The organism is Rhodococcus sp. NPDC076796 (assembly GCF_040702765.1).
Classification (GTDB): domain Bacteria; phylum Actinomycetota; class Actinomycetes; order Mycobacteriales; family Mycobacteriaceae; genus Rhodococcoides.
Window position 1 is genome coordinate 512,372 of sequence record NZ_JBFBMS010000003.1, and the last position, 20,474, is coordinate 532,845.

General features: G+C 65.0%; 21 protein-coding genes and 2 tRNA genes. 10 read left to right on the forward strand and 13 right to left on the reverse strand.

Annotated features, from left to right (window positions below):
- Window positions 1-61 precede the first annotated feature (61 nt).
- The gene (gene rpmB, locus AB0366_RS12620; protein WP_008717389.1) at window positions 62-253 is read left to right on the forward strand and encodes a 50S ribosomal protein L28; all 192 of its coding nucleotides are present in this window, start codon (window positions 62-64) and stop codon (window positions 251-253) included.
- A 131-nt stretch (window positions 254-384) separates the two neighbouring features.
- Window positions 385-1,179 carry an enoyl-CoA hydratase-related protein gene (locus AB0366_RS12625; protein WP_366244204.1) on the forward strand — a complete coding sequence of 265 codons (795 nt, stop codon included), beginning with the start codon at window positions 385-387 and terminating at the stop codon, window positions 1,177-1,179.
- Window positions 1,180-1,184: 5 nt separating this feature from the next.
- On the opposite strand, the gene AB0366_RS12630 is transcribed toward AB0366_RS12625, so the two are convergent.
- The 3 genes from AB0366_RS12630 to AB0366_RS12640 are packed head-to-tail and all read right to left on the reverse strand — an operon-like array spanning window position 1,185 to window position 3,444.
- Window positions 1,185-1,877 carry a uracil-DNA glycosylase gene (locus AB0366_RS12630; protein ID WP_366244205.1) on the reverse strand — a complete coding sequence of 231 codons (693 nt, stop codon included), beginning with the start codon at window positions 1,875-1,877 and terminating at the stop codon, window positions 1,185-1,187.
- Entirely contained in the window at window positions 1,874-2,398 is a 525-nt protein-coding gene (locus tag AB0366_RS12635) for a gamma carbonic anhydrase family protein (RefSeq protein ID WP_032397774.1), read from the reverse strand. Before AB0366_RS12635 ends, AB0366_RS12630 begins: the two co-directional genes overlap by 4 nt.
- Before the next feature lie 38 nt (window positions 2,399-2,436).
- Window positions 2,437-3,444, reverse strand: a complete 1,008-nt coding sequence (locus AB0366_RS12640; RefSeq protein ID WP_366244432.1) for a thiamine-phosphate kinase — start codon at window positions 3,442-3,444, stop codon at window positions 2,437-2,439.
- 173 nt (window positions 3,445-3,617) lie between these two features.
- Between AB0366_RS12640 and AB0366_RS12645 the strand changes: the two genes are divergently transcribed.
- Together AB0366_RS12645 and AB0366_RS12650 are read left to right on the forward strand one after the other, a co-directional pair.
- On the forward strand, window positions 3,618-3,866 hold the full coding sequence (locus tag AB0366_RS12645; RefSeq protein WP_037189711.1) for an Lrp/AsnC ligand binding domain-containing protein: 249 nt from the start codon (window positions 3,618-3,620) through the stop codon (window positions 3,864-3,866).
- Between the two features lie 3 nt (window positions 3,867-3,869).
- The gene (locus AB0366_RS12650) at window positions 3,870-4,475 is read left to right on the forward strand and encodes a DUF3515 domain-containing protein (RefSeq protein ID WP_366244206.1); all 606 of its coding nucleotides are present in this window, start codon (window positions 3,870-3,872) and stop codon (window positions 4,473-4,475) included.
- A gap of 18 nt (window positions 4,476-4,493) precedes the next feature.
- Here the strand turns inward: AB0366_RS12650 and AB0366_RS12655 are convergent, their stop codons facing one another.
- Window positions 4,494-5,600, reverse strand: coding sequence for a D-alanine--D-alanine ligase family protein (locus AB0366_RS12655; protein ID WP_366244207.1), 1,107 nt, complete (start codon window positions 5,598-5,600; stop codon window positions 4,494-4,496).
- A gap of 73 nt (window positions 5,601-5,673) precedes the next feature.
- Window positions 5,674-6,672: an NAD(P)H-dependent glycerol-3-phosphate dehydrogenase gene (locus tag AB0366_RS12660; RefSeq protein WP_121870178.1), complete on the reverse strand. Its 999-nt coding sequence runs from the start codon at window positions 6,670-6,672 to the stop codon at window positions 5,674-5,676.
- A gap of 120 nt (window positions 6,673-6,792) precedes the next feature.
- Between AB0366_RS12660 and cofC the strand changes: the two genes are divergently transcribed.
- The 3 genes from cofC to AB0366_RS12675 all read left to right on the forward strand — a co-directional run bounded on the left by cofC (window position 6,793) and on the right by AB0366_RS12675 (window position 10,818).
- Window positions 6,793-7,569 (forward strand): 2-phospho-L-lactate guanylyltransferase, encoded by a 777-nt coding sequence (gene cofC, locus AB0366_RS12665; RefSeq protein ID WP_366244208.1) that lies wholly within the window; start codon window positions 6,793-6,795, stop codon window positions 7,567-7,569.
- Between the two features lie 193 nt (window positions 7,570-7,762).
- Window positions 7,763-9,883, forward strand: coding sequence for an RNA degradosome polyphosphate kinase (locus AB0366_RS12670; protein ID WP_366244433.1), 2,121 nt, complete (start codon window positions 7,763-7,765; stop codon window positions 9,881-9,883).
- Window positions 9,883-10,818: an NUDIX hydrolase gene (locus tag AB0366_RS12675; RefSeq protein WP_366244209.1), complete on the forward strand. Its 936-nt coding sequence runs from the start codon at window positions 9,883-9,885 to the stop codon at window positions 10,816-10,818. The genes AB0366_RS12670 and AB0366_RS12675 overlap by 1 nt, the downstream gene beginning before the upstream one ends.
- Before the next feature lie 101 nt (window positions 10,819-10,919).
- Here AB0366_RS12675 and AB0366_RS12680 read toward each other — a convergent pair whose 3' ends face one another.
- The 3 genes from AB0366_RS12680 to leuC all read right to left on the reverse strand — a co-directional run bounded on the left by AB0366_RS12680 (window position 10,920) and on the right by leuC (window position 13,845).
- On the reverse strand, window positions 10,920-11,609 hold the full coding sequence (locus tag AB0366_RS12680) for an HU family DNA-binding protein (protein ID WP_366244210.1): 690 nt from the start codon (window positions 11,607-11,609) through the stop codon (window positions 10,920-10,922).
- A gap of 149 nt (window positions 11,610-11,758) precedes the next feature.
- Window positions 11,759-12,376, reverse strand: a complete 618-nt coding sequence (leuD, locus tag AB0366_RS12685) for a 3-isopropylmalate dehydratase small subunit (protein WP_366244212.1) — start codon at window positions 12,374-12,376, stop codon at window positions 11,759-11,761.
- Window positions 12,377-12,420: 44 nt separating this feature from the next.
- Entirely contained in the window at window positions 12,421-13,845 is a 1,425-nt protein-coding gene (gene leuC, locus AB0366_RS12690) for a 3-isopropylmalate dehydratase large subunit (protein ID WP_121870182.1), read from the reverse strand.
- A 149-nt stretch (window positions 13,846-13,994) separates the two neighbouring features.
- On the opposite strand from leuC, the gene AB0366_RS12695 reads away from it, so the two are divergent.
- On the forward strand, window positions 13,995-14,723 hold the full coding sequence (locus AB0366_RS12695; protein WP_121870183.1) for an IclR family transcriptional regulator: 729 nt from the start codon (window positions 13,995-13,997) through the stop codon (window positions 14,721-14,723).
- 114 nt (window positions 14,724-14,837) lie between these two features.
- The gene (locus AB0366_RS12700; RefSeq protein WP_170946045.1) at window positions 14,838-15,005 is read left to right on the forward strand and encodes a DUF5302 domain-containing protein; all 168 of its coding nucleotides are present in this window, start codon (window positions 14,838-14,840) and stop codon (window positions 15,003-15,005) included.
- 62 nt (window positions 15,006-15,067) lie between these two features.
- Here AB0366_RS12700 and AB0366_RS12705 read toward each other — a convergent pair.
- Together AB0366_RS12705 and AB0366_RS12710 are read right to left on the reverse strand one after the other, a co-directional pair.
- Window positions 15,068-15,140 (reverse strand) — tRNA-Glu (locus AB0366_RS12705).
- A gap of 91 nt (window positions 15,141-15,231) precedes the next feature.
- Window positions 15,232-15,303 (reverse strand) — tRNA-Gln (locus tag AB0366_RS12710).
- A 245-nt stretch (window positions 15,304-15,548) separates the two neighbouring features.
- Between AB0366_RS12710 and AB0366_RS12715 the strand changes: the two genes are divergently transcribed.
- Window positions 15,549-17,135 carry a bifunctional 3'-5' exonuclease/DNA polymerase gene (locus tag AB0366_RS12715; RefSeq protein WP_366244213.1) on the forward strand — a complete coding sequence of 529 codons (1,587 nt, stop codon included), beginning with the start codon at window positions 15,549-15,551 and terminating at the stop codon, window positions 17,133-17,135.
- Here the strand turns inward: AB0366_RS12715 and AB0366_RS12720 are convergent.
- The 3 genes from AB0366_RS12720 to AB0366_RS12730 are packed head-to-tail and all read right to left on the reverse strand — an operon-like array spanning window position 17,093 to window position 20,400.
- On the reverse strand, window positions 17,093-18,097 hold the full coding sequence (locus tag AB0366_RS12720) for a YihY/virulence factor BrkB family protein (protein WP_366244214.1): 1,005 nt from the start codon (window positions 18,095-18,097) through the stop codon (window positions 17,093-17,095). The two genes, AB0366_RS12715 and AB0366_RS12720, sit on opposite strands and share 43 nt — an antisense overlap.
- Window positions 18,098-18,143: 46 nt before the next feature.
- Complete coding sequence (gltX, locus tag AB0366_RS12725; protein WP_366244215.1) at window positions 18,144-19,619, reverse strand: glutamate--tRNA ligase; 1,476 nt, start codon at window positions 19,617-19,619, stop codon at window positions 18,144-18,146.
- Window positions 19,620-19,626: 7 nt separating this feature from the next.
- Window positions 19,627-20,400, reverse strand: coding sequence for a fumarylacetoacetate hydrolase family protein (locus AB0366_RS12730; RefSeq protein WP_366244216.1), 774 nt, complete (start codon window positions 20,398-20,400; stop codon window positions 19,627-19,629).
- Window positions 20,401-20,474: the final 74 nt, after the last annotated feature.

The following is a 20,474-nucleotide window of genomic DNA, read 5'->3' on the forward strand; positions in this document are numbered from 1 at the left end:
AGTTCGTTTCGATGTCTTCGACCACATGTATCGATCAACATCTATCAAGGAGTTCGCGACTATGGCTGCCGTCTGCGACGTATGCGCCAAGGGGCCCGGCTTCGGTAAGTCGGTCTCGCACTCGCACCGACGGACCAACCGTCGTTGGAACCCGAATATCCAGACCGTTCACGCTCAGGTTGCGCCTGGTAACTCCAAGCGCATGAACGTGTGCACCTCCTGCTTGAAGGCAGGCAAGGTGGTCCGGGGCTGATTTCGGCCTCGCTCTTCGTTTTCCTCCACGGCGTCCCTCGCGTGCGAGAACTGTGCCCCGCCCCCGTATTCGGAGGCGGGGCACAGTTGTCGATGCAGTCGAACACTTGGACGTCCATTAGAGTCTCGGGCGTGATTGATTCGGATGACTACAGTCCCAGCAAAGTCACTGTCGAGGACGGTGTGCTGAGAATCGTCGTTGCCACCGAGGCCGGTGGTGCCTCTCTCGACCTCCAGGGCATCGACGAGGGTGCGGCGGCCCTTCGGTCCGTCGTTGCCGGTACCACCGAGATCGGCAGCGTCCTTCTCATCGGCCGCGGTCCCAACTTCTGCGCGGGTGGAAACGTGCGCGATTTCGCCGGAGCCGACGACCGTGGTGCGTTCGTCGGATCCGTCGCAGACAGCTTCCATGCTTTCGTCCGCGAACTGTCCGCCGTCACCGTTCCTGTCGTCGCCGGTGTCCACGGTTGGGCGGCCGGGGCAGGCATGAGCCTGGTCTGTCTCACCGACATCGCCATCGGTGGGCCCTCGACCAAACTGCGCCCTGCGTACCCCTCCATCGGATTCACACCGGACGGGGGAATGTCCTGGACACTCCCCCGAATCGTCGGTTCGGGCCGAGCGATGGACATCCTACTCAACGACTCGATCATCAACGGAGAGGACGCAGTTCGGCTCGGAATCCTCAGCCGGTTGGTGGGCGACGACATCGTCGACAGTGAGGCCGAGCGCCTCGCTCGAACCCTCGCCAACGGGCCGACATCGGCGTACCAGGGAATCAAGCGACTGCTCACAGCGTCCGAATCGACAACGCTGACAGAACAATTGGACGCCGAGTCGGCGTCGATCTCGGCGGCTGCGTCATCTCCTGCCGGAGTCGAGGGCGTCGACGCGTTCATCGAGAAGCGTCGGCCCGACTTCTCCTGATCCGATCACGGCAGCGTCCAGTCGATCGGTTCGTCTCCGCCCTCGACCAACAATTCGTTCACGCGACTGAAGGGCTTGGATCCGAAGAACCCGCGTGAGGCGGACAGCGGTGACGGGTGCGCCGATTCGATGATGGGTACCGATCCGAGCATCGGCTTCAGAGTCGATGCGTCGCGGCCCCAGAGAACCGCGACCAGCCCGGGCTCATCGGGATTCTCGGCGCGGGCGACGAGTGCGCGAATCGCCTGCTCCGTCACCGCTTCCCACCCCTTCTTCCGGTGCGAGGCCGCCTGTGACGGTTCGACGGTGAGCACGCGGTTGAGCAACATCACACCTCGGTCCGCCCAGGGCGTGAGGTCACCGTTGCTGGGCGTGGGCAAACCCAGATCGTCCGAGTACTCCTTGAATATGTTGTTCAGACTCCGCGGTACGGGTCGTACGTCCGGCGCGACCGAGAAGCTCAGGCCCACTGCATGTCCCGGCGTCGGATACGGATCCTGGCCGACGATGAGCACACGGACCCGATCGAAGGGGTAGCGAAACGCGCGCAGCACGTTCTCGCCCGCGGGCAGGTAGTGCCGTCCGGCGGCGAGCTCGGCTCGTAGGAAGTCGCCCATCGCAGCGACATTCGTCTCGACCGGAGCGAGGGCGCGTGCCCATCCCGATTCGACGGTATCGGCGAGCGGCGGAGGCGTCACCGGTCGATCCGGCGCAGCGCATCGCGGTAGTACGCGGCGTTGGCCGAGTACATCTGCACGTTGATGTCGACGTGGCCGTCGGGAACCTGGTAGCCCTCGCGGATCTTGGCGGGCACACCGAGCGCCATCGAACGTTCGGGCACAACGAACTTGAAGGGCACCACCGCGCCCGCACCGACGATCGAGCCGGCTCCGATCTTCGATCCGTTCAGTACCACCGAGCCCGACGCGATGAGGCAGTTGTCCCCGATGGTCGCACCTTCCACGTGCGCATTGTGGCCCAGTACGCACCCGGAACCGATGACCGTTGCGTCTATCGGGGTGCAGTGCACCACGGTTCCGTCCTGCACGTTGGTGCCCTCGCCGATCGAGATGGTGCCGTAGTCGGCCCGCAGAACTGCAGTGGGCCACACCGACGATCCGGCAGCCAAGGTCACCGCTCCGATGACGACGGCGTCGGGATGGACGTAGGCGTCGGGGTGGATGTCGGGTTCTCGATCACCGAGTGCGTAGATAGCCATCTCTGCAACTTAGCCGACGCGATGGACCCGATCCGTGTTCACTCGCTCTCGAAACTCGACCATCCCGATCTACCCGCATGGACTTCTCCGCCGACCGTCACTCGACCCGCAGGCTCACCGTCTCCGTGCTCGACGCGGCCGATCACCGTCCATCCCCGGGGAACGGCGGCAACGTCGGGGAAGGTGCCGACGAGCGCGTGATCCTCCCCTCCGGTGAGCACCCAGTCCAGCGGATCGTGCCCCATCAGCGTTGCCGCCGACCGCACTTCGACGGGAATGTCCAGCAGGGCGGGATCGACATCCAGCAGCACGCCCGACGCGTCGGCGATGTGGCCGAGGTCGGCCACCAACCCGTCGGAGACGTCGGTGAGCGAGGTCGCTCCCGCCTCTGCGGCCTCGATCCCGGCGCGATACGGAGGGACGGGCACTCGGTGGGCGTCCAACACGGCGTCGTGCCCGGTTCTGTCCCTGTCGCCGAGCAGTAGAGCCAGTCCGGCCGCCGACCAGCCGAGCCGTCCCGCGTACGCGATCACATCACCGGCACGTGCCCCCGATCGAAGGACCGGAGCCCTGCCCTGAAGATCGCCGAGCGCGGTGATCGAGATCACCAGCTCCGGCGATTGCACCACATCGCCACCGACGACGGCCGATCCCGCAGCGACTGCCTCGAGCCACATGCCCTCGTTGAGGCCGTCGGTCACACTCACCGGCGTGTCGGCCGGGCAGCCGAGAGAGACGAGAAAACCCGAGCACTGCGCGCCCATTGCGGCGATGTCCGCGCCGTTCTGCGCGATCGCCTTGCGGCCGATCTGTATCGGACTCGACCAATCGAGCCGAAAGTGCCTGCCGTGCACCAACATATCGGTGGATGCCGCGATCCGACCGTCGGACGCGGCGACAACGGCTGCGTCGTCGCCCGGCCCGACGATGGTCGACGGTGGCTGTGCACGATCTGCGATGGCGCGGGCGATGACGTCGAATTCGCCGACCTGCGCGACGGTGCGCTCGCTGCCGGTGGCCGAGTCGATGACGGTGTCGTCGATGATGTTCCTCCCTGAGAACGCGGTGCGTGCGCGACGGTCTCACGCGGAGCGCGCGCCGCGCCTGCGGTACCTTTTAGCGGCGGTCGGGACAGCACCGATGCGGCAGGTTACGTGCGAAGAGAACGTAGTCGAACCAACCTACAGTCGAGAAGTCCGGCAGGGGAAAGGGACCACCGATGGTGCAAGCATTCGTTCTCGTTCAGACCGAGGTCGGCCGCGCGACGGCCGTCGCACAGCAGATCGAGGCCGTCGACGGTGTCGTGTCGGCGGAGGCAGTGGTCGGGCCCTACGACGTGATCGCGCGCGCCGACGGTGCCTCCGACGCCGAGATCGCCGAGATCGTCTCCCGTATCCAGAAGGTCGACGCCATCACTCGCACCCTGACCTGCCCGGTGGCCCCGCAGTCGACGACGTCCGTCGGATAGCTCGTGACGTCACCCGACACCGGCAACGACGCCGGCACCGAAGACAGCTCGGCCGAGACCGAGGCCACTCGCGAGCAGCGCCATCCCGCGGTCATCGCCACCGCGATCGCGTTACCGGTCGCGCTGGTGGTCGGAGTTCTGGTTGCGGCCATCGCGGTCAACCGCTCACCCGTCCAGGATCCGGTCGCTCTCGGCCCGGTCGACTCCCCCGATGCCGCGAGTGAGCAGTGCACGTCCCTGCTCGACGCGTTGCCCGAGAACCTCGGCGACTACACGAGAGCCGAGTTGGCCGACCCGGCACCGGTCGGAGTCCGTGCGTGGGTCTCGGCCGAGGAGAACGCCGAGCCGGTCGTGTTGCGCTGCGGTCTGCCCAGGCCGATCGGGTTCGATGTGGCTGCACCTTTGCAGGTGATCAACGGCGTTCAGTGGTTCGAGGTGTCCGGAGCAGACGACGGGATCGACGCCAGCACATGGTTCGTCGTCGATCGCGGTGTCTACGTTGCCCTGACGATTCCGGGCGACTCGGGCCCCACCCCGTTGCAGGATGCGTCCTCGGCCGTGTCGGACGCGCTGCCTCAACAGCCTCTCGACCCCGCTCCGTTGCAGTAGCGCTGGGCCGCAACAGCTCTAACGCAAACCGGTACCGCGGGCGAGAGCGGTGTCGATCAGGGTGGCGATGAGCGTCGGGTAGTCGACGCCGGATTCCGCCCACATCTTGGGGTACATCGAGATCGAGGTGAAACCGGGCATCGTGTTGATCTCGTTGATGACCGGACCGTTCTCGGTGACGAAGAAATCCACGCGCGCCAGTCCCTGGCAGTCCAACGCGCGGAAGGCGGCGACGGCGAGTTCACGAATGCGGTCGCTCGTGGCGTCGTCGAGGGCAGCCGGGATGTCGAACTCGCTGACATCGTCGAGGTACTTGGTGTCGAAGTCGTAGAAAGCATGATCGTCGATGTCCGCGTCGGGAATTCGGATCTCGGCGACGGCGCTCGCGCGCACGGTGCCGTCGGGAAATTCCAGCACCCCGCACTCGACCTCGCGGCCGTGGATCATGCCTTCGACGATCACCTTGGGGTCGTGTTCGCGCGCAACGGCGATCGCGGTGGGGAGTTGGTCCCACGCGGTGATGCGCGAGATTCCGATGGAGGATCCGCCTCGGGCCGGTTTGACGAATGCGGGCAGGCCGATTCGTTCACGCTCGGCGGCCGTCAGGTCGTCGACGGCGCGCCGGAGTACCACCTGGCGACCGATCGGCAATCCCTCGGCACCGAGCAGCTTCTTGGTGAACTCCTTGTCCATCCCTGCAGCGCTGGCCAGCACGCCCGGCCCGACATACGGAACGCCGGCCATTTCGAGCAGGCCCTGCAAGGTGCCGTCCTCGCCGTACGGTCCGTGCAGAACCGGGAACACGACGTCGACGGATGCGAGTACCGTCCCGCCTTCCCCCTCGCCGAGGGCGAGCAGAGCGCCGGCGTGACCCGGGTCCGTACTGAGAGCAAGCGCTGCTCCCGTCTTGTCGACGGTCGGCAGTACCCGGTCGTGAATCGTCAGCGCTTCGACGTCGGAGGAGCCGAGTACCCAGGCACCGTCCGCGGTGATCCCCACGGGAACCACCTCGTACTTGGCCGGATCGAGGTTCTGCAGCACGCTACCTGCCGATACACAGGACACAGCGTGCTCGCTGCTGCGGCCACCGAAGACGACGGCAACTTTGATGCGGGGAGTACTCACGATGAGAAACCGTACCGCCGCGGCTCATCGAACGCGGATTCGCCCTGTTCGCGGCGAGACCGCGATCACTGCCTCACTCGGGCTTGATACGACGCCCCAGCAGGTGCCCGACCGCATCCGGAACGGACATGCCGCCGTGACACACCCGATGCACGGCGTCGGTCAGCGGCATCTCGACGTCGTAGCTCTCGGCGAGCGCACGCACCGAGGTACAGGACTTGACGCCCTCGGCAACCTGCCCGTGCGCTGCTTCCTGCGCACTCTCGAGGGAGCCACCCGAACCCAGTCGTTCTCCGAACGTGCGATTGCGCGAGAGGGGTGACGAGCAGGTGGCGACCAGGTCGCCCACGCCGGCCAGGCCCGACAGCGTCGACGGCTTGGCACCGAGTGCTACTCCGAGGCGGATGATCTCGGCCAGACCCCTGGTCATGATCGACGCGAGGGTGTTCTCGCCGTATCCGACGCCTGCGGCCATCCCGCAAGCGAGGGCGATGACGTTCTTGCAGGCACCACCGATCTCGGCACCGATGACATCACTGTTGGTGTAAGGCCTGAAATATCCGGTGGCGCAGGACTTCTGAATCTCGAGGGCACGCTGGGAATCGGAGCACGCGATGACGGTTGCGGCAGGCTGCCCCTCGGCGATCGGGCGCGCGAGATTCGGCCCGGACAGGCACGCGACCCGGCTGGGATCCGCACCGGTGACCTGAGAGATCACCTGGCTCATCCGCATGAGCGTTCCGGTCTCGATTCCCTTCGCCAGGGAGAGCAGCGTTGCGTGCGGCGGGATGGAGTCGGTCCACGCCTCGAGATTGGCCCGCAGACTCTGCGACGGCACGGCCAGCACCACGATGTCGGCTCCGTCGAGTGCGCGGACGGGATCACTCGTCGCGCGGATCGACGACGGCAGCTCGATTCCCGAAAGGTAGTCCTTGTTCTCGTGGTCGTCGGTGATGGATGCAGCGAGTTCCTCGCGGCGGGCCCACATGGTGACGTCCGTTCCGGCATCGGCCAACACCTTGGCGAATGCGGTTCCCCACGAACCTGACCCCAATACCGCTGCTCTGCTCATTCCGCCAACCCCTCGCCTACTTCGCCGATGCCCTGTCCACGCGCGCATCACCCTAACTCGCAGACCTGCTCGGGCGGTCGGAGTCGGCACAGATCCATGACGCTGGCAGGATCGAGCACCATGGGTGCATCACGAGACGACCACGGCGACCGGGCCGGCGCGTCGCCGGACCCTGCCCGCCGCGCCGTCAGGGTTCTCATCGCGGTGAAGGATCTCACCGCGGCGAAGTCGCGCTTGGCGGCGGAGTTCTCGGCACCCGACCGGACACGATTGGTGCTCGCGATGCTCAGCGACACCGTGGCGGCCGCAGACGCGGTGTCGGTGGTCGATTCGGTCACGGTGGTGACCCCGGATCCTCTCGTCGCAGAGACCGCCCGCAGAATCGGTGCACGAGTGTTCGACGAACCGGTCCGCGATCCTGCGCTGCTACCGGACGAACGCCTCAATCACGCGTTCGCGGCAGCTTCGCACGTACTGCGGCACGGTCACGTCGACGCGGATGTCGGTGGGCGCGAGACCGTCCCCGCACACCGCGTCGACGTCATCGCGTTGCAAGCAGACCTTCCGGCGATGCGTTCGGCAGAACTCGCCCAGGCCTACAGCGGTGCCCGACTGGGAGGCAGATCACTCGTGGTCGACCATCACGGCACGGGGACCGCCGCACTGATCCTCAAGGACTCCCCCGACGAGCTGGCACCACTGTTCGGACGAGACTCCGCACGCCGCCACACCGCGTCGGGCGCACGGGAACTCGACGGCGCGTGGCCGGGTCTTCGACTGGACGTGGACACCGCCGACGACGTCCGCAGAGCGCACCGTCTGGGAGTCGGACCGGCCACGGCGGCCGTCCTCCACTCGCTCGGGTGGAGTGACGAAGCATCTGCGACGACTGCATGAGCGTGCGGACCGGCACGGCAGTCGAGTGAACACGGACCCGAGTTCGGCCATCGGAGTTTCACCCACGCCGGGTTTGGGGGATGATCGTGCGGTGAGCAAAGACGACGTGCAGCCAGCGAACCAGGATCCGCCGATCGAGACCGGAAAGGCCACCGGTTCGGATCCGGCATGGAGCGCTCCGATCGCGGCGACTATGCCGAGTATCCCCTCCGCGCTACCGGCTGCTACACCCGAATCGGTGGACGCCGGCACCGTGCTCCCCGAAAATCGCTATCTCAACCGGGAATTGAGCTGGCTCGATTTCAACTCACGGGTTCTCGCGCTCGCGCAGGACTCGTCGCTCCCTCTGCTCGAACGGGCGAAGTTCCTCGCGATCTACGCGTCGAATCTCGACGAGTTCTACATGGTTCGGGTTGCCGGCCTAAAGCGCCGTGACGAAACCGGTCTGTCGGTTCGCTCCGCCGACGGTATGACTCCGCGCGAGCAGCTCGCGGTGATCGGGCAGCGCACCCAGGAGCTCGCGCTCAAACATGCGCGAGTGCTGCTCGATTCGATCCTTCCCGAGCTCACCGCCGAGGGAATCGCGATTATCCGGTGGTCCGATCTGGACAGCGACGAGCGCGCTCGACTGTCGGAATATTTCACCGAGCAAGTCTTTCCGGTTCTCACGCCACTGGCCGTCGACCCGGCCCACCCCTTCCCGTACATCAGCGGTCTGAGCTTGAATCTTGCTGTGACAGTGAAGGATTACTCCACAACCGGTGAGCACTTCGCCCGTGTGAAGGTTCCCGACAACGTGGATCGCTTCGTGCGGGTCAAGCGCGGCGAGGGCAACCACCGCATCGACGCCTTCCTGTCGATGGAGGAATTGATCTCGGCTCACCTCGATGTTCTCTTCCCCGGGATGGAGGTCGTCGAGTCTCACGCGTTCCGTATCACGCGCAACGCCGATTTCGAGGTCGAGGAAGACCGCGACGAGGACCTCCTGCAGGCACTCGAGCGAGAGCTCGCCCGCAGGCGCTTCGGCTCACCTGTCCGCCTCGAGATCGCCGACGACATGACCGAGCACATGCTCGAATTGCTGCTTCGCGAACTCGATGTCGATCCGGGCGACGTCATTCAGGTCCCCGGACTGCTCGATCTGTCGTGCTTGTGGCAGGTCTACAGCGTCGACCGTCCCAACCTCAAGGATGCCCCCTTCGTCCCGGCCACCCACCCGGCATTCGGTGAGCGCGAGACCCCCAAGAGCGTCTTCTCCACCCTGCGCGACGGCGACGTCCTGGTACATCATCCCTACGATTCCTTCTCCACCAGCGTTCAACGCTTCATCGAGCAGGCCGCGGCCGACCCGCAGGTGCTCGCCATCAAGCAGACGCTGTATCGGACCTCGGGAGATTCCCCGATCGTCAACGCGCTCGTCGATGCCGCCGGAGCGGGCAAGCAGGTCGTGGCACTGGTCGAGATCAAGGCGCGTTTCGACGAGCAGGCCAACATCGAGTGGGCACGCAAGCTCGAAAAGGCGGGCGTGCACGTGGTGTACGGGCTCGTCGGCCTCAAGACACACTGCAAGACCTGCCTGGTCGTGCGCCGAGAGGGGTCCGTCATTCGCCGGTACTGCCACATCGGTACCGGCAACTACAACCCCAAGACAGCACGGATCTACGAGGACGTGGGTCTGCTGACGTCGTCGCCCGAGATCGGGGCCGACCTCACCGATCTGTTCAACTCACTGACCGGATACTCGCGAAAGTCCAAGTACCGCAATCTTCTCGTGGCCCCGTACGGGGTGCGGCGCGGCATCGTCGAACGCATCGAGGCCGAAGTCGAACACCTCAAGGAGGGCCGCGGCGCCGGAATTCGGCTCAAGGCCAACGCCTTGGTCGACGAGCAGGTCATCGACGCGCTCTACCGAGCATCGATGGCAGGGGTTCCGGTCAAGGTGGTGGTGCGCGGAATCTGTGCACTCAAGCCAGGAGTTCCCGGTCTGTCGGAGAACATCGAAGTCCGTTCCATCCTCGGCCGATTCCTCGAACACTCGCGAGTTCTGCACTTCCAAGGCGCGGACGAGTTCTGGATCGGCAGCGCAGACATGATGCACCGCAACCTCGATCGCCGAGTCGAGGTGATGGCTCAGGTCAAGGATCCTCGACTGGCGAACCAGCTGAGCGAGATCTTCGATTCTGCCCTCGACCCCACCACTCGATGCTGGGAGTTGGGACCGGACGGCGGCTGGGTCGCGTCACCGGCTCAGGGTGAGAAAGTTCGTGAGCATCAGGTGGACTTGATGCGCAGTCGGAGGAATCAGGCGTCCTGATGGGCACTTCCGACGGCTCTCCCCGCGCCAACATCTTTGCGGCGGGCTCGATCCTGTGGCGACATTCACCGAGCGGCGACTCGGGCGTCGAGGTCGCCCTGGTGCACAGGCCCAAATACGACGACTGGTCGTTCCCCAAGGGAAAGCTCGATCCCGGTGAAACAGCTGTCGACGCAGCGGTCCGAGAGGTCAAGGAGGAGACCGGATTCGACTCACGACTGGGACGGTCGCTGTCCTACGTCACCTACCCGATCCCTGGGCACCGTCGGGTCAAGAAGGTTCTCTACTGGGCGGCCGAGGTCACCGGGGGCGAGTTCGTCCCCAATGTCGAGGTGGACGAAATTCGCTGGGTAGCGCCCGAGGAGGTCGGCCGCGAACTCTCGTATCCCATGGACCACAAGATCCTTCGGCGGTTCGTGGCCAAGCCCGCCGACACCTCCACGGTGCTGTTGGTTCGGCATGGCAGTGCCGGGTCGCGCTCGCGGTACAAGGGCAACGACGTCGATCGTCCACTCGACAGGACCGGACGTCGACAGGCCGAATCCTTGGTCTCGTTGCTTCGGGCATTCGGCGGCGATGCCGTCTATGCAGCCGACCGCGCTCGATGCGTCCAGACGGTCGCTCCGTTCGCGGAATCGTTGGGGGTGGACATCACTCCCGAGCACCTGCTGTCCGAGGAAGGGTACGCCGACGACCCTCGCAAGGGGCGACATCGCGCTCGCGACATCGCCGAACTGCCCGGCACCCCCGTGGTCTGCAGCCAGGGAAAAGTGATCCCCGACTTGATGCGCTGGTGGGCCGAGAAAGACGGAATCACGTTGCCTGCCAACAGGAACCGCAAGGGTAGCGTATGGGTGCTCTCGCGCCGTGACGGCAGGCTCATCTCTGCCGACCACATCGCCAGTCCCTTGCCCACCCTCACCGCCGACGGCTGAGCGGCTCGACACTTACGACAGAAGGCCCCCGACTCGATCTTCGAGTCGGGGGCCTTCTGCGGTATCAACGCTGTCACACGTGCAAGTGGAGCCTGCAGGCTCTACTTCTTCGCTGCGCGCTTCGCGGGTGCCTTCTTGGCCGGAGCCTTCTTGGCCGGAGCCTTCTTTGCAACGGTCTTCTTGGCCGCTGTCTTGGCCGGAGCCTTCTTGGCGGGAGCAGCAGTCGTTGCAGCCTTGCGCGCAGTCGTCTTGGCCGGAGCCTTCTTCGCAACGGTCTTGCGCGCGGTGGTCTTCGCGGGAGCTGCCTTCTTGGCGGCGGCCTTTGCGGGAGCCGCTGCCTTACGAGCCGTGGTCTTGGCCGGTGCTGCCTTCTTGGCGGCAGCGGTGGTTGCCTTGCGGGCGGTCGTCTTCACGGCCGCCTTCTTCGCAGCCGTCTTCTTCGCAGCCGCAGTCTTCTTGGCCGGAGCCGCAGCCGCACCGCGCTTGACGGCAGGACCGGTGGCGGGCAACTTCTGTCCACCCGCGATGACGGCCTTGAACTGTGCACCCGGACGGAATGCCGGGACGTTGGTCGGCTTCACGCGAACGGTCTCACCGGTGCGGGGGTTACGGGCAACTCGCGCTGCGCGACGACGCTGCTCGAACACGCCGAAGCCCGTGATCGTGACACTCTCGCCGCGGTGTACTGCACGCACGATGGTGTCGACGATGTTCTCGACAGCCTCTGTGGCGCTCCGCCTATCAGACCCCAACTTCTCGGTCAGGGCGTCAATCAGCTCTGCCTTGTTCATGGATTTCCTCCGCTATATGGTGGCCCATCGTCGGACCGACTACTACAACGGTAAACCCCAAGTCGTCAAGAGTCTATGCGCCACGCCAATTTTCATTCTGGTGTCGCGGAATGATTCACGGCCGCAAAGCGTGTCGGACCGCTGCTCGGTCAGCTTTCGGTGGGTGTCTCGATCCGCGCCGGAAGGGTCAGGGGTTTGTATGACGGCCTTGACTTTTCGTACTCCGTAATGGCCTCTACCTGGCGTAATGTCAATCCGATGTCGTCCAGACCCTCCAGCAGACGCCACCGCGTGTAGTCGTCAATCGCGAAGCGCACCACCAACGTTCCAGCCGTTACGGTCTTGTCGACGAGGTCGACAATTATTTCCAGACCGGGCTGTTCTTCTAAGGCTTTCCACAGCAATTCGACGTCCGACTGGTCCACTTCGGCGGCCAGCAGCCCGGCTTTGCCCGAGTTTCCGCGAAAGATATCGGCGAAGCGGGAGGCGATCACAACCCGAAATCCGAAGTCCGAGAGCGCCCAGACGGCATGCTCGCGTGACGATCCCGTACCGAAATCGGGCCCGGCAACGAGCACCGAACCTCGGTTGTAGGGCTCGAGGTTCAAGATGAAGTTCGGGTCCGAGCGCCAGGCGGCGAACAACCCGTCCTCGAATCCGGTCCGGGTGACGCGCTTGAGGTAGACCGCGGGGATTATCTGGTCGGTATCGACGTTGGACCGTCGTAGCGGAACTCCGATACCGGTGTGTCGAGTGAAAGCTTCCATCGAATGTGCTCCTATGAGTTCGATCGATCCGAGCGAAGACGCGTTCAGGCGAGATCCGCCGGAGAGGACAGGGTTCCGCGGATTGCAGTTGCCGCCGCAACCAACGGTGACACGAGATGGGTGCGACCGCCCTTGCCCTGCCTACCCTCGAAATTCCGGTTGGACGTCGACGCCGATCTTTCACCCGACGCCAGTTGGTCCGGATTCATTCCCAGACACATCGAGCAACCGGCTTGACGCCACTCCGCTCCTGCGGCCGTGAATATCTCGCCCAGACCTTCCTCTTCGGCCTGCGCTCGCACCCGCATGGAACCGGGTACCACCAGCATTCGCACTCCGTCGGCAACCCGGTGCCCTTCGAGAACGGATGCAACGGCCCGCAGATCCTCGATTCGACCGTTGGTGCACGAACCCACGAACACGGTGTCGACGGCGATCTCGCGGATGGGTGTGCCCGCTTCCAGACCCATGTACTGCAAAGCCTTCTGGGCTGCGACCCGCTCGCTCTCGTCGACCATCGCCTCCGGGTCGGGCACCGTATCGCCAAGTGGCGCACCCTGACCCGGATTCGTTCCCCACGTGACGAACGGCGTCAACGTGTCGGCGTCGATGTGGACCTCGTTGTCGAACACCGCATCCGGATCGGTCGCCAGTTCGTTCCACGCCGCGACCGCCGCGTCCCAGTCGGCTCCCTGAGGAGCGTGCGGGCGCCCCTTCAAGTATTCGTAGGTGATCTCGTCGGGTGCGATCATGCCTGCCCGCGCTCCGGCTTCGATCGACATGTTGCAGATGGTCATTCGCGCTTCCATCGACAGCTTGCGAATGGCCTCACCGCGGTACTCGAGGACGTAGCCCTGACCGCCGCCGGTGCCGATCTGTGCGATGACAGCGAGGATGAGGTCCTTGCTCGTCACACCGGGGGCCAGCTCACCGTCGACGGTGATCGCCATCGTCTTGAAAGGACGCAGCGACAAGGTCTGCGTGGCCATGACGTGCTCGACCTCGCTGGTACCGATGCCCATCGCGATCGAGCCGAAGGCACCGTGCGTCGAGGTGTGACTGTCTCCGCACACCACGGTCATGCCGGGCTGGGTGAGACCCAACTGTGGGCCGATGATGTGCACGATGCCCTGATCGAGATCGCCCATCGGGTAGAGCCGAACACCGAATTCCTCACAGTTGCGTCGAAGGGTGTCGACCTGTGTGCGCGAGACCAGATCGGCGATGGGCGCGAAGATGTCGGCTGTCGGGACGTTGTGGTCCTCGGTCGCGATCGTCAGATCGGGACGCCGGAGTCCACGGCCGGCCAACCGGAGTCCGTCGAACGCCTGCGGGCTCGTCACCTCGTGCACCAGATGGAGGTCGATGTAGATCAGATCCGGCTCACGCGCTCCGCCTTCTCCGCCGCCTCGGACCACCACGTGCTGGTCCCATACCTTCTCCGCCAAAGTCTTCGGTGTTTCGGACATCGCTGTCGCGGACCTCGTCTTCCCTGTCGTCGTCGCGCCGGTGGACGGGCTGGTCCACCTCGCGTGATCGTCTCGACATCATGCCCCTGGCGCGCACCGAAGATCTCGTAGTTGTGCAATCTCAGCATGCGGGAGGCTAATATCGTTCTATGAGACAGCATAGCCCCAACGGCCTCGTCGACAAATCGAGCGGTATCGGTGTCCTCGACAAGGCGATGACGGTGCTGCACGCGGTGGCCGAGAAGCCCTGCAATCTCAATGATCTGTGCGCTCGAACGAGCCTGCCCCGGGCCACGGCCCACCGCCTCGCGGTCGGCCTGGAGATCCACCGACTTCTGGTACGAGATGCCGACGGTCTGTGGCGGACCGGGCCGGGACTGGGAGAGCTTGCGGCGAGCGCATCGGATGCCCTGCTCGATGCTGCCGCCTCGGTACTTCCACGGCTGCGCGAAATCACCGGTGAGAGTGTGCAGATCTATCGGCGCGAAGGGACGGTGCGGGTGTGTGTGGCATCCATGGAGCCGCCGACCGGACTTCGAGACACCGTGCTCGTCGGCGCACGTCTGCCGATGACAGCAGGATCGGGTGCCAAAGTCCTTCTTGCATGGGCAGATTCGCAGACCCAACGAACAGTTCTGCCCGATGCAGAATTCAGCGAGCGCATTCTCCTCGAGGTTCGGCGGCGCGGTTGGGCACAGAGTGCGGGCGAGCGCGAACCGGGCGTGGCGAGTGTTGCCGCGCCGGTGCGCGACAGCAACGACACTGTGGTGGCGGCGATCTCGGTGTCCGGACCGATCGATCGAATCGGACGCAAGCCCGGGGCGCGCTGGGCTGCGGATCTCCTGGCGGCCGCGGACGCTCTGCACAAGCGACTCTGAGGGAAACCCGCAAACCTGTCGGCCCGAGGAAAACGAGCTGATCGAGCTGCGAGAGTGGGGTACCTTCGTCTCGAGCGGCCTACCCGGCCGGTCGTCGACTGCGAGGAGTCACCCATGCCCGAATCCGGCAGTGAAGAACTGAAGAAGAAGTTCCGCGAGGTTCTGGAACAGAAGAACAGCAAGTCCCACAATTCCGTCGAACACAAGGACGGTGGACCGAAGGTCAACAACGCCCACGGTCCGGCCGACCATCAGAAGATGTTCCGCCGCAAGAGCGTCTGAGACGCTCGCAGCGAAACGACAACACCCTCTCGATCCGCGGATCGAGAGGGTGTTGACTGTTGTAGCCCCGACGGGATTCGAACCCGCGCTACCGCCTTGAGAGGGCGGCGTCCTAGGCCGCTAGACGACGGGGCCAGGAACTTCACCTGCAGTGTTGATCGAGCTTGTAGTGCTGAGCCAGCTTAACTGCCTCGGCCTCGGCGACAAAATCGCCTTCACCTGCTCGCTGGGGTACCAGGACTCGAACCTAGAATGGCGGTACCAGAAACCGCTGTGTTGCCAATTACACCATACCCCAATGGACTTGAATCGAATTGCTCATCACGATCGATGTGCACTGCGTTTCGAGCCGGGATAGAGACTATCAAAGGTGACTACCCATTCTCCAAATCGGCTGCTCAGAGCCACCGAAACCGCGCCGTGGACGGGTCGCGAGCGGTCTGAGGCACTGTCTCACCGGGACCCGCGAGCCCCCTCTACGCCTCGTCCGACGAGTGGAGCACACTTGTTCTCCGTGACCGATCGCAGACCCCGCCGAGTCCGATGAAGGTTCTGCTCGTTCCTCAGGGCGAGCAGGCCGTGCTGACGTACCTCGCCGACGACGGCTCGACGCAGAGCGATCCCACAGTGGTCGAGGATCCGGTCGCGGCCGTAGCCGAGCTCGAGCGAAACGAACGGCCGAGGTGGGTATGGGAAGACACGAGCCGGATCTACCCTCGGTTGCTCGAACGAGGGGTTCGCGTACGCCGCTGTCACGATCTCGCACTGGTCGGTGCAATTCTGGCGATGCGGGCCGGCTCCGCGACTGTCCCGTCGGCTCCCGCCGACCTGCGACCGGGTCTGTTCGACGCGAACCCGAACTCCGATCCCGCGGCAGTGCTCACCGAGTATCGGCGTCAGCTTCGGGACATCGGTGACGATCGCGCACTGCACCTGCTGGCAGCGGCCGAGTCGGCCGGAGGCCTGGCCGCAGCGGAGATGACCTTCGACGGGTTGCCATTCTCGGCCTCCGCGCATCGCCGTCATCTCGACACGATGCTCGGCGCTCGGCCGCTCGACGGATCCCCTCCCCCGGCTCTCGTGGAACTCGAGAACCAGATTTCCTCGGCGTTCGGCCGACGCATCAACCCGGCCTCGCCCGCGGAGCTGGTGGCCGCGTTCGCGCGCGTCGGAATCGAACTGACATCGACTCGCGCGCACGTCATCCGCGACATCGACCACCCGGCAGTTCCGCTGCTGTTGCGCCACCGTGATCTCTCGAAGCTGCACGCCGCGAACGGGTGGGCATGGCTCGACGCGTGGGTTCGCGACGATCGTTTCCGTCCGGTCTATGTTCCCGGCGCTGTGGTGTCGGGCCGGTGGGCCAGTCGCGGCGGAGGCGGCCTTCAAATTCCGAAACCCCTGCGCGCCAGCGTGATCGCCGATCCCGGCTACACCTTCGTGGCCGCCGACGCCGGTCAGCTCGAACCACGCATCCTCGCTGCGATGTCCGGCGATCCCCGCATGGTCGCCGCTGCAGGCACCGCAGATCTGTACGCACCGGTGGCGGCAGAATCGTTCGGCGGCGATCGCAGTCACGCCAAGGTCGCCGTTCTCGGGGTGCTGTACGGCGCGACCTCGGGTGAGGCGCGCGCTCTGCTGACGCGACTACGGGCCTCGTTTCCCGGTGCCGTCGCACTGGTCGAGGAGGCCGCCCGCGCCGGTGAACGGGGCGAGGTCGTTCGTTCGTGGTTGGGACGGGCCTGCCCACCGCCCTCGGCGCAGTGGTGGTCTACCGGTGACGCACACGCGCGGGGCCGGTTCACTCGCAATTTCGTCGTGCAGGCCACCGCCGCCGAGTGGGCGCTGTGCTTGCTGGCCGATCTCCGTGGTCGGTTGGCCGGGAGCGGAGCCCGCAGGAGCGAGCATAGTTCCCGGACCCACAGCGAGTTGGTGTTCTTTCAGCACGACGAAGTGGTGGTGCATTGTCCCGTCGCAGATTCCGATCGTGCCGCCGAAGCGATTGCAGCATCGGCGTTGTCGGCAACTCGGCTGATGTTCGGCGACACGGCCGTCCGGTTTCCGATGGAGACGAGAATCGACCGCTTCTACGGCGCTTCGGCTGCCGGTTCGGAGCCGGATTCGGACTGACCTCGCGGCGGGCCCACGAACGTCACGTCGATGTCCTCGAACGGCTTGCTGCGTTGCGCTTCTGCCTGCCCGGTGTAGGTGAGCTTGTCGCCCTCGGTCAGTTCGACGTCGTCGGTGAACGGGGCCAGCAACGCTCGCGGAAAGAGCCGGTCGACGCGAACCACGTTGATCTCGATGCACATCACGATCGACACCGACGTCACGTACAGAAACGCCAGCAGTCCCAGTACGACGGCGAACACACCGTTGGTGACGGTCGCGTTGCTGACGACGTACTTCACGTAGACACTGCCGAAGGTCTGCAGCAGCTGCCAGATCAGACCGGCAACAACGGCTCCGGGAAGAACCTCCGGTATCGACACCGGTCTCGCCGTGGCGAGCCGGAACGCCACGACGAACACGCCGACGTAGAAGGATGTGCCGACCACGAACACCACGAGCCCGGATTCCGGACCGAAATATCCTGCGGCACTGAGCACATTGAGTGCCGTGATGGCCAGGACGGCCAGACCGACCGTGCTCAACAGACCCAGTCCGCGCACCCGGGCCCGAATGGGATCGGGCCGTAGGTTCTTCGGCACCGTCCACGCAGTGTTCATCGCGTTCTGCAGCGCCACGGCCACCCCCAGTCCGCCGTACAGGGAGCCGAGAACACCCACCACGAGACCGACGGTGCCGCCACCGATGCGTTCGGGGCGGCCCAGTTCGTCGCCGATCGCCGGGATCTGACCGAGCGCCGAGTTGAGGATCTGTTGTTGTAGTTCCGGACTACCGGCCAACACGATGCCCAGAACCGTCGAGAACAGCAACAGTGCAGGAAACAGCGAGACGAAGGCGTAGTAGGTGATCAGGGCGGCGAGGTAGCCGCCCTGATCGTCGACGAACTTGTACACCACCGCAATGGGAAACCCGAGAACCGGCCGCCTGCGCTGAAGTCGATCCAGTCGATCGGAGACACTCATTCGAGGCTGTCCCCGAGGACCGGGGTGCGCCGGCGACCGTGCGCCGTCACGCCACCTGGGTGCGCGCTGCAGCCAGGCGCGCCAAAGTCTTCTCGCGCCCGAGCAGTTCCATGGACTCGTACAGCGGCGGGCTGATGTGCGACCCGGTCACTCCCACCCGAATCGGGGCGAAAGCCTTGCGCGGCTTGAGCTCGAGCTTCTCGATCAACGCGTCCTTGAGAGTCGCCTCCAGGTCGGCCGTCGTCCAGGTCTGCAACGCCGTCAATGCCTCGATCGTGGCGTCGAGAACGGGTGCCGCATCGGCACCGAGGTTCTTCGCCGCGGCTGCAGGGTCGATCTCGAAGTCCGCCTCGTCGACGAACAGGAACTTCAGCAGTCCCCAGGCGTCCGACAGGACGACGATGCGGGTCTGCACCAGATCGGCCGCGACGGCGAAGATCTTCTCGTCGACCGGCTCGGTGAGATGGCCCTGTGCGACGAGGTATTCGCGCAGTCGCGCCGCGAAATCGTCTGCCGCCAGCATCCTGATGTGCTCGGCGTTGATCGCGTCGGCCTTCTTCTGATCGAAGCGTGCCGGATTGGAATTGACCGACGAGATCTCGAACGCCGCCACCATCTCGTCGAGCGAGAAGACGTCGTGATCGTCCGAGATGCCCCACCCGAGAAGTGCGAGGTAGTTCAGCAGGCCTTCCGGCACGAACCCACGATCACGGTGGATGAACAGATTCGATTCGGGGTCACGCTTGGACAGCTTCTTGTTGCCCTGGCCCATGACGAACGGCAGGTGCCCGAACTCGGGGGTGAGTTCGGCGACACCGATCCTGATCAGTGCCTCGTAGAGAGCGAGCTGACGAGGCGTCGACGACAGCAGGTCCTCGCCGCGCAGGACGTGGGTGATCTTCATCAGTGCGTCGTCGACCGGATTGACCAACGTGTACAGAGGAACTCCGTTGCCGCGGGTCAGGGCGAAATCCGGTACGGTCCCCGCCTTGAACGTGGTCTCCCCGCGCACCAGGTCGTTCCACGTCAGATCGTGATCTGGCATCCGCAGCCGCACGACGGCCCCGCGCCCCTCGTCCCGAAAGCCCTGTCGCTGCTCGGGCGTCAGGTCGCGGTCGAAGTTGTCGTAGCCGAGTTTGGGGTCGCGCCCGGCCGCCTTGTGACGGGCTTCCACTTCCTCGGGCGTGGAGAAGGACTCGTACGCCTCGCCGGCGTCGAGCAACTGCTGCACGACGGCGACGTGCTGGTCGCGGCGCAACGACTGACGGTAGGGCTCGTACGGGCCACCCACTTCGGGGCCCTCGTCCCATTCGAGGCCGAGCCAGCGCAACGCGTCGAGCAGGGCGGCGTAGGACTCCTCGGAGTCGCGTGCGGCGTCGGTGTCCTCGATACGAAAGACGAAGGTGCCGCCGTGATGCCTGGCGAACGCCCAGTTGAACAATGCGGTTCGGACCAGACCGACGTGCGGGGTACCGGTGGGCGACGGGCAGAACCGAACGCGGACATCTGTTGCTGTGGTCATGCTCGCCCTACTTCTTCGCTGCGACGGGGTTGGTCAGGGTACCGATTCCCTCGACGGTGATCGACACGCTGTCTCCGTCGGTGATGGGTCCGACTCCCTCGGGGGTTCCGGTGAGAATGACGTCTCCGGGGAGCAGCGTCATCACCGCGGAAACCCACTCGATGATCTTCGGAATGTCGTGCAGCAGAAGCGAAGTGCGACTCTGCTGTTTGACCACGCCGTCGACCTCGGTCTTGATCTCGAGATCGGTTGGGTCGAGCGAGGTCTCGATCCACGGACCGAGCGGACAGAAGGTGTCGTGCCCCTTGGCGCGAGTCCACTGTCCGTCGTGCTTCTGGTGGTCACGGGCCGAGACGTCGTTGGCGACGGTGTATCCGAGCACCACCTCGTACGCCTTGGCGGCGGGGACGTCCTTGCACGGACGGCCGATGACGATCGCCAGTTCGCCCTCGAAGTGCACCTCGCTGGAGGACGGTGGCAGCACGATGGCCGCACCGGGGCCGACGATGGAGGTGTTCGGCTTGATGAAGATCACGGGGTCCTTCGGTGCCTCACCGCCCATCTCTGCCACGTGCGCGGCGTAGTTCTTACCGATGGCGATGACCTTGCTGGCGAGGATGGGCGCGAGCAGTCGCACATCGGCCAGAGGCCACGACCGACCCGTGAATGTTGGTGTGCCGAAGGGATGTTCGGCGATTTCCTTCGCAGTCTGCGAGTCACCCTCACCTTCGATACTCACGAATGCCACACCATCAGGACTTGCAATTCGACCGAGACGCATGCCGGAAGTCTATCGACCGTCGTTCTCCGCACGTCGACGCCGTCCTATCCGCAGATCTTTCGCCGGTGTAATGT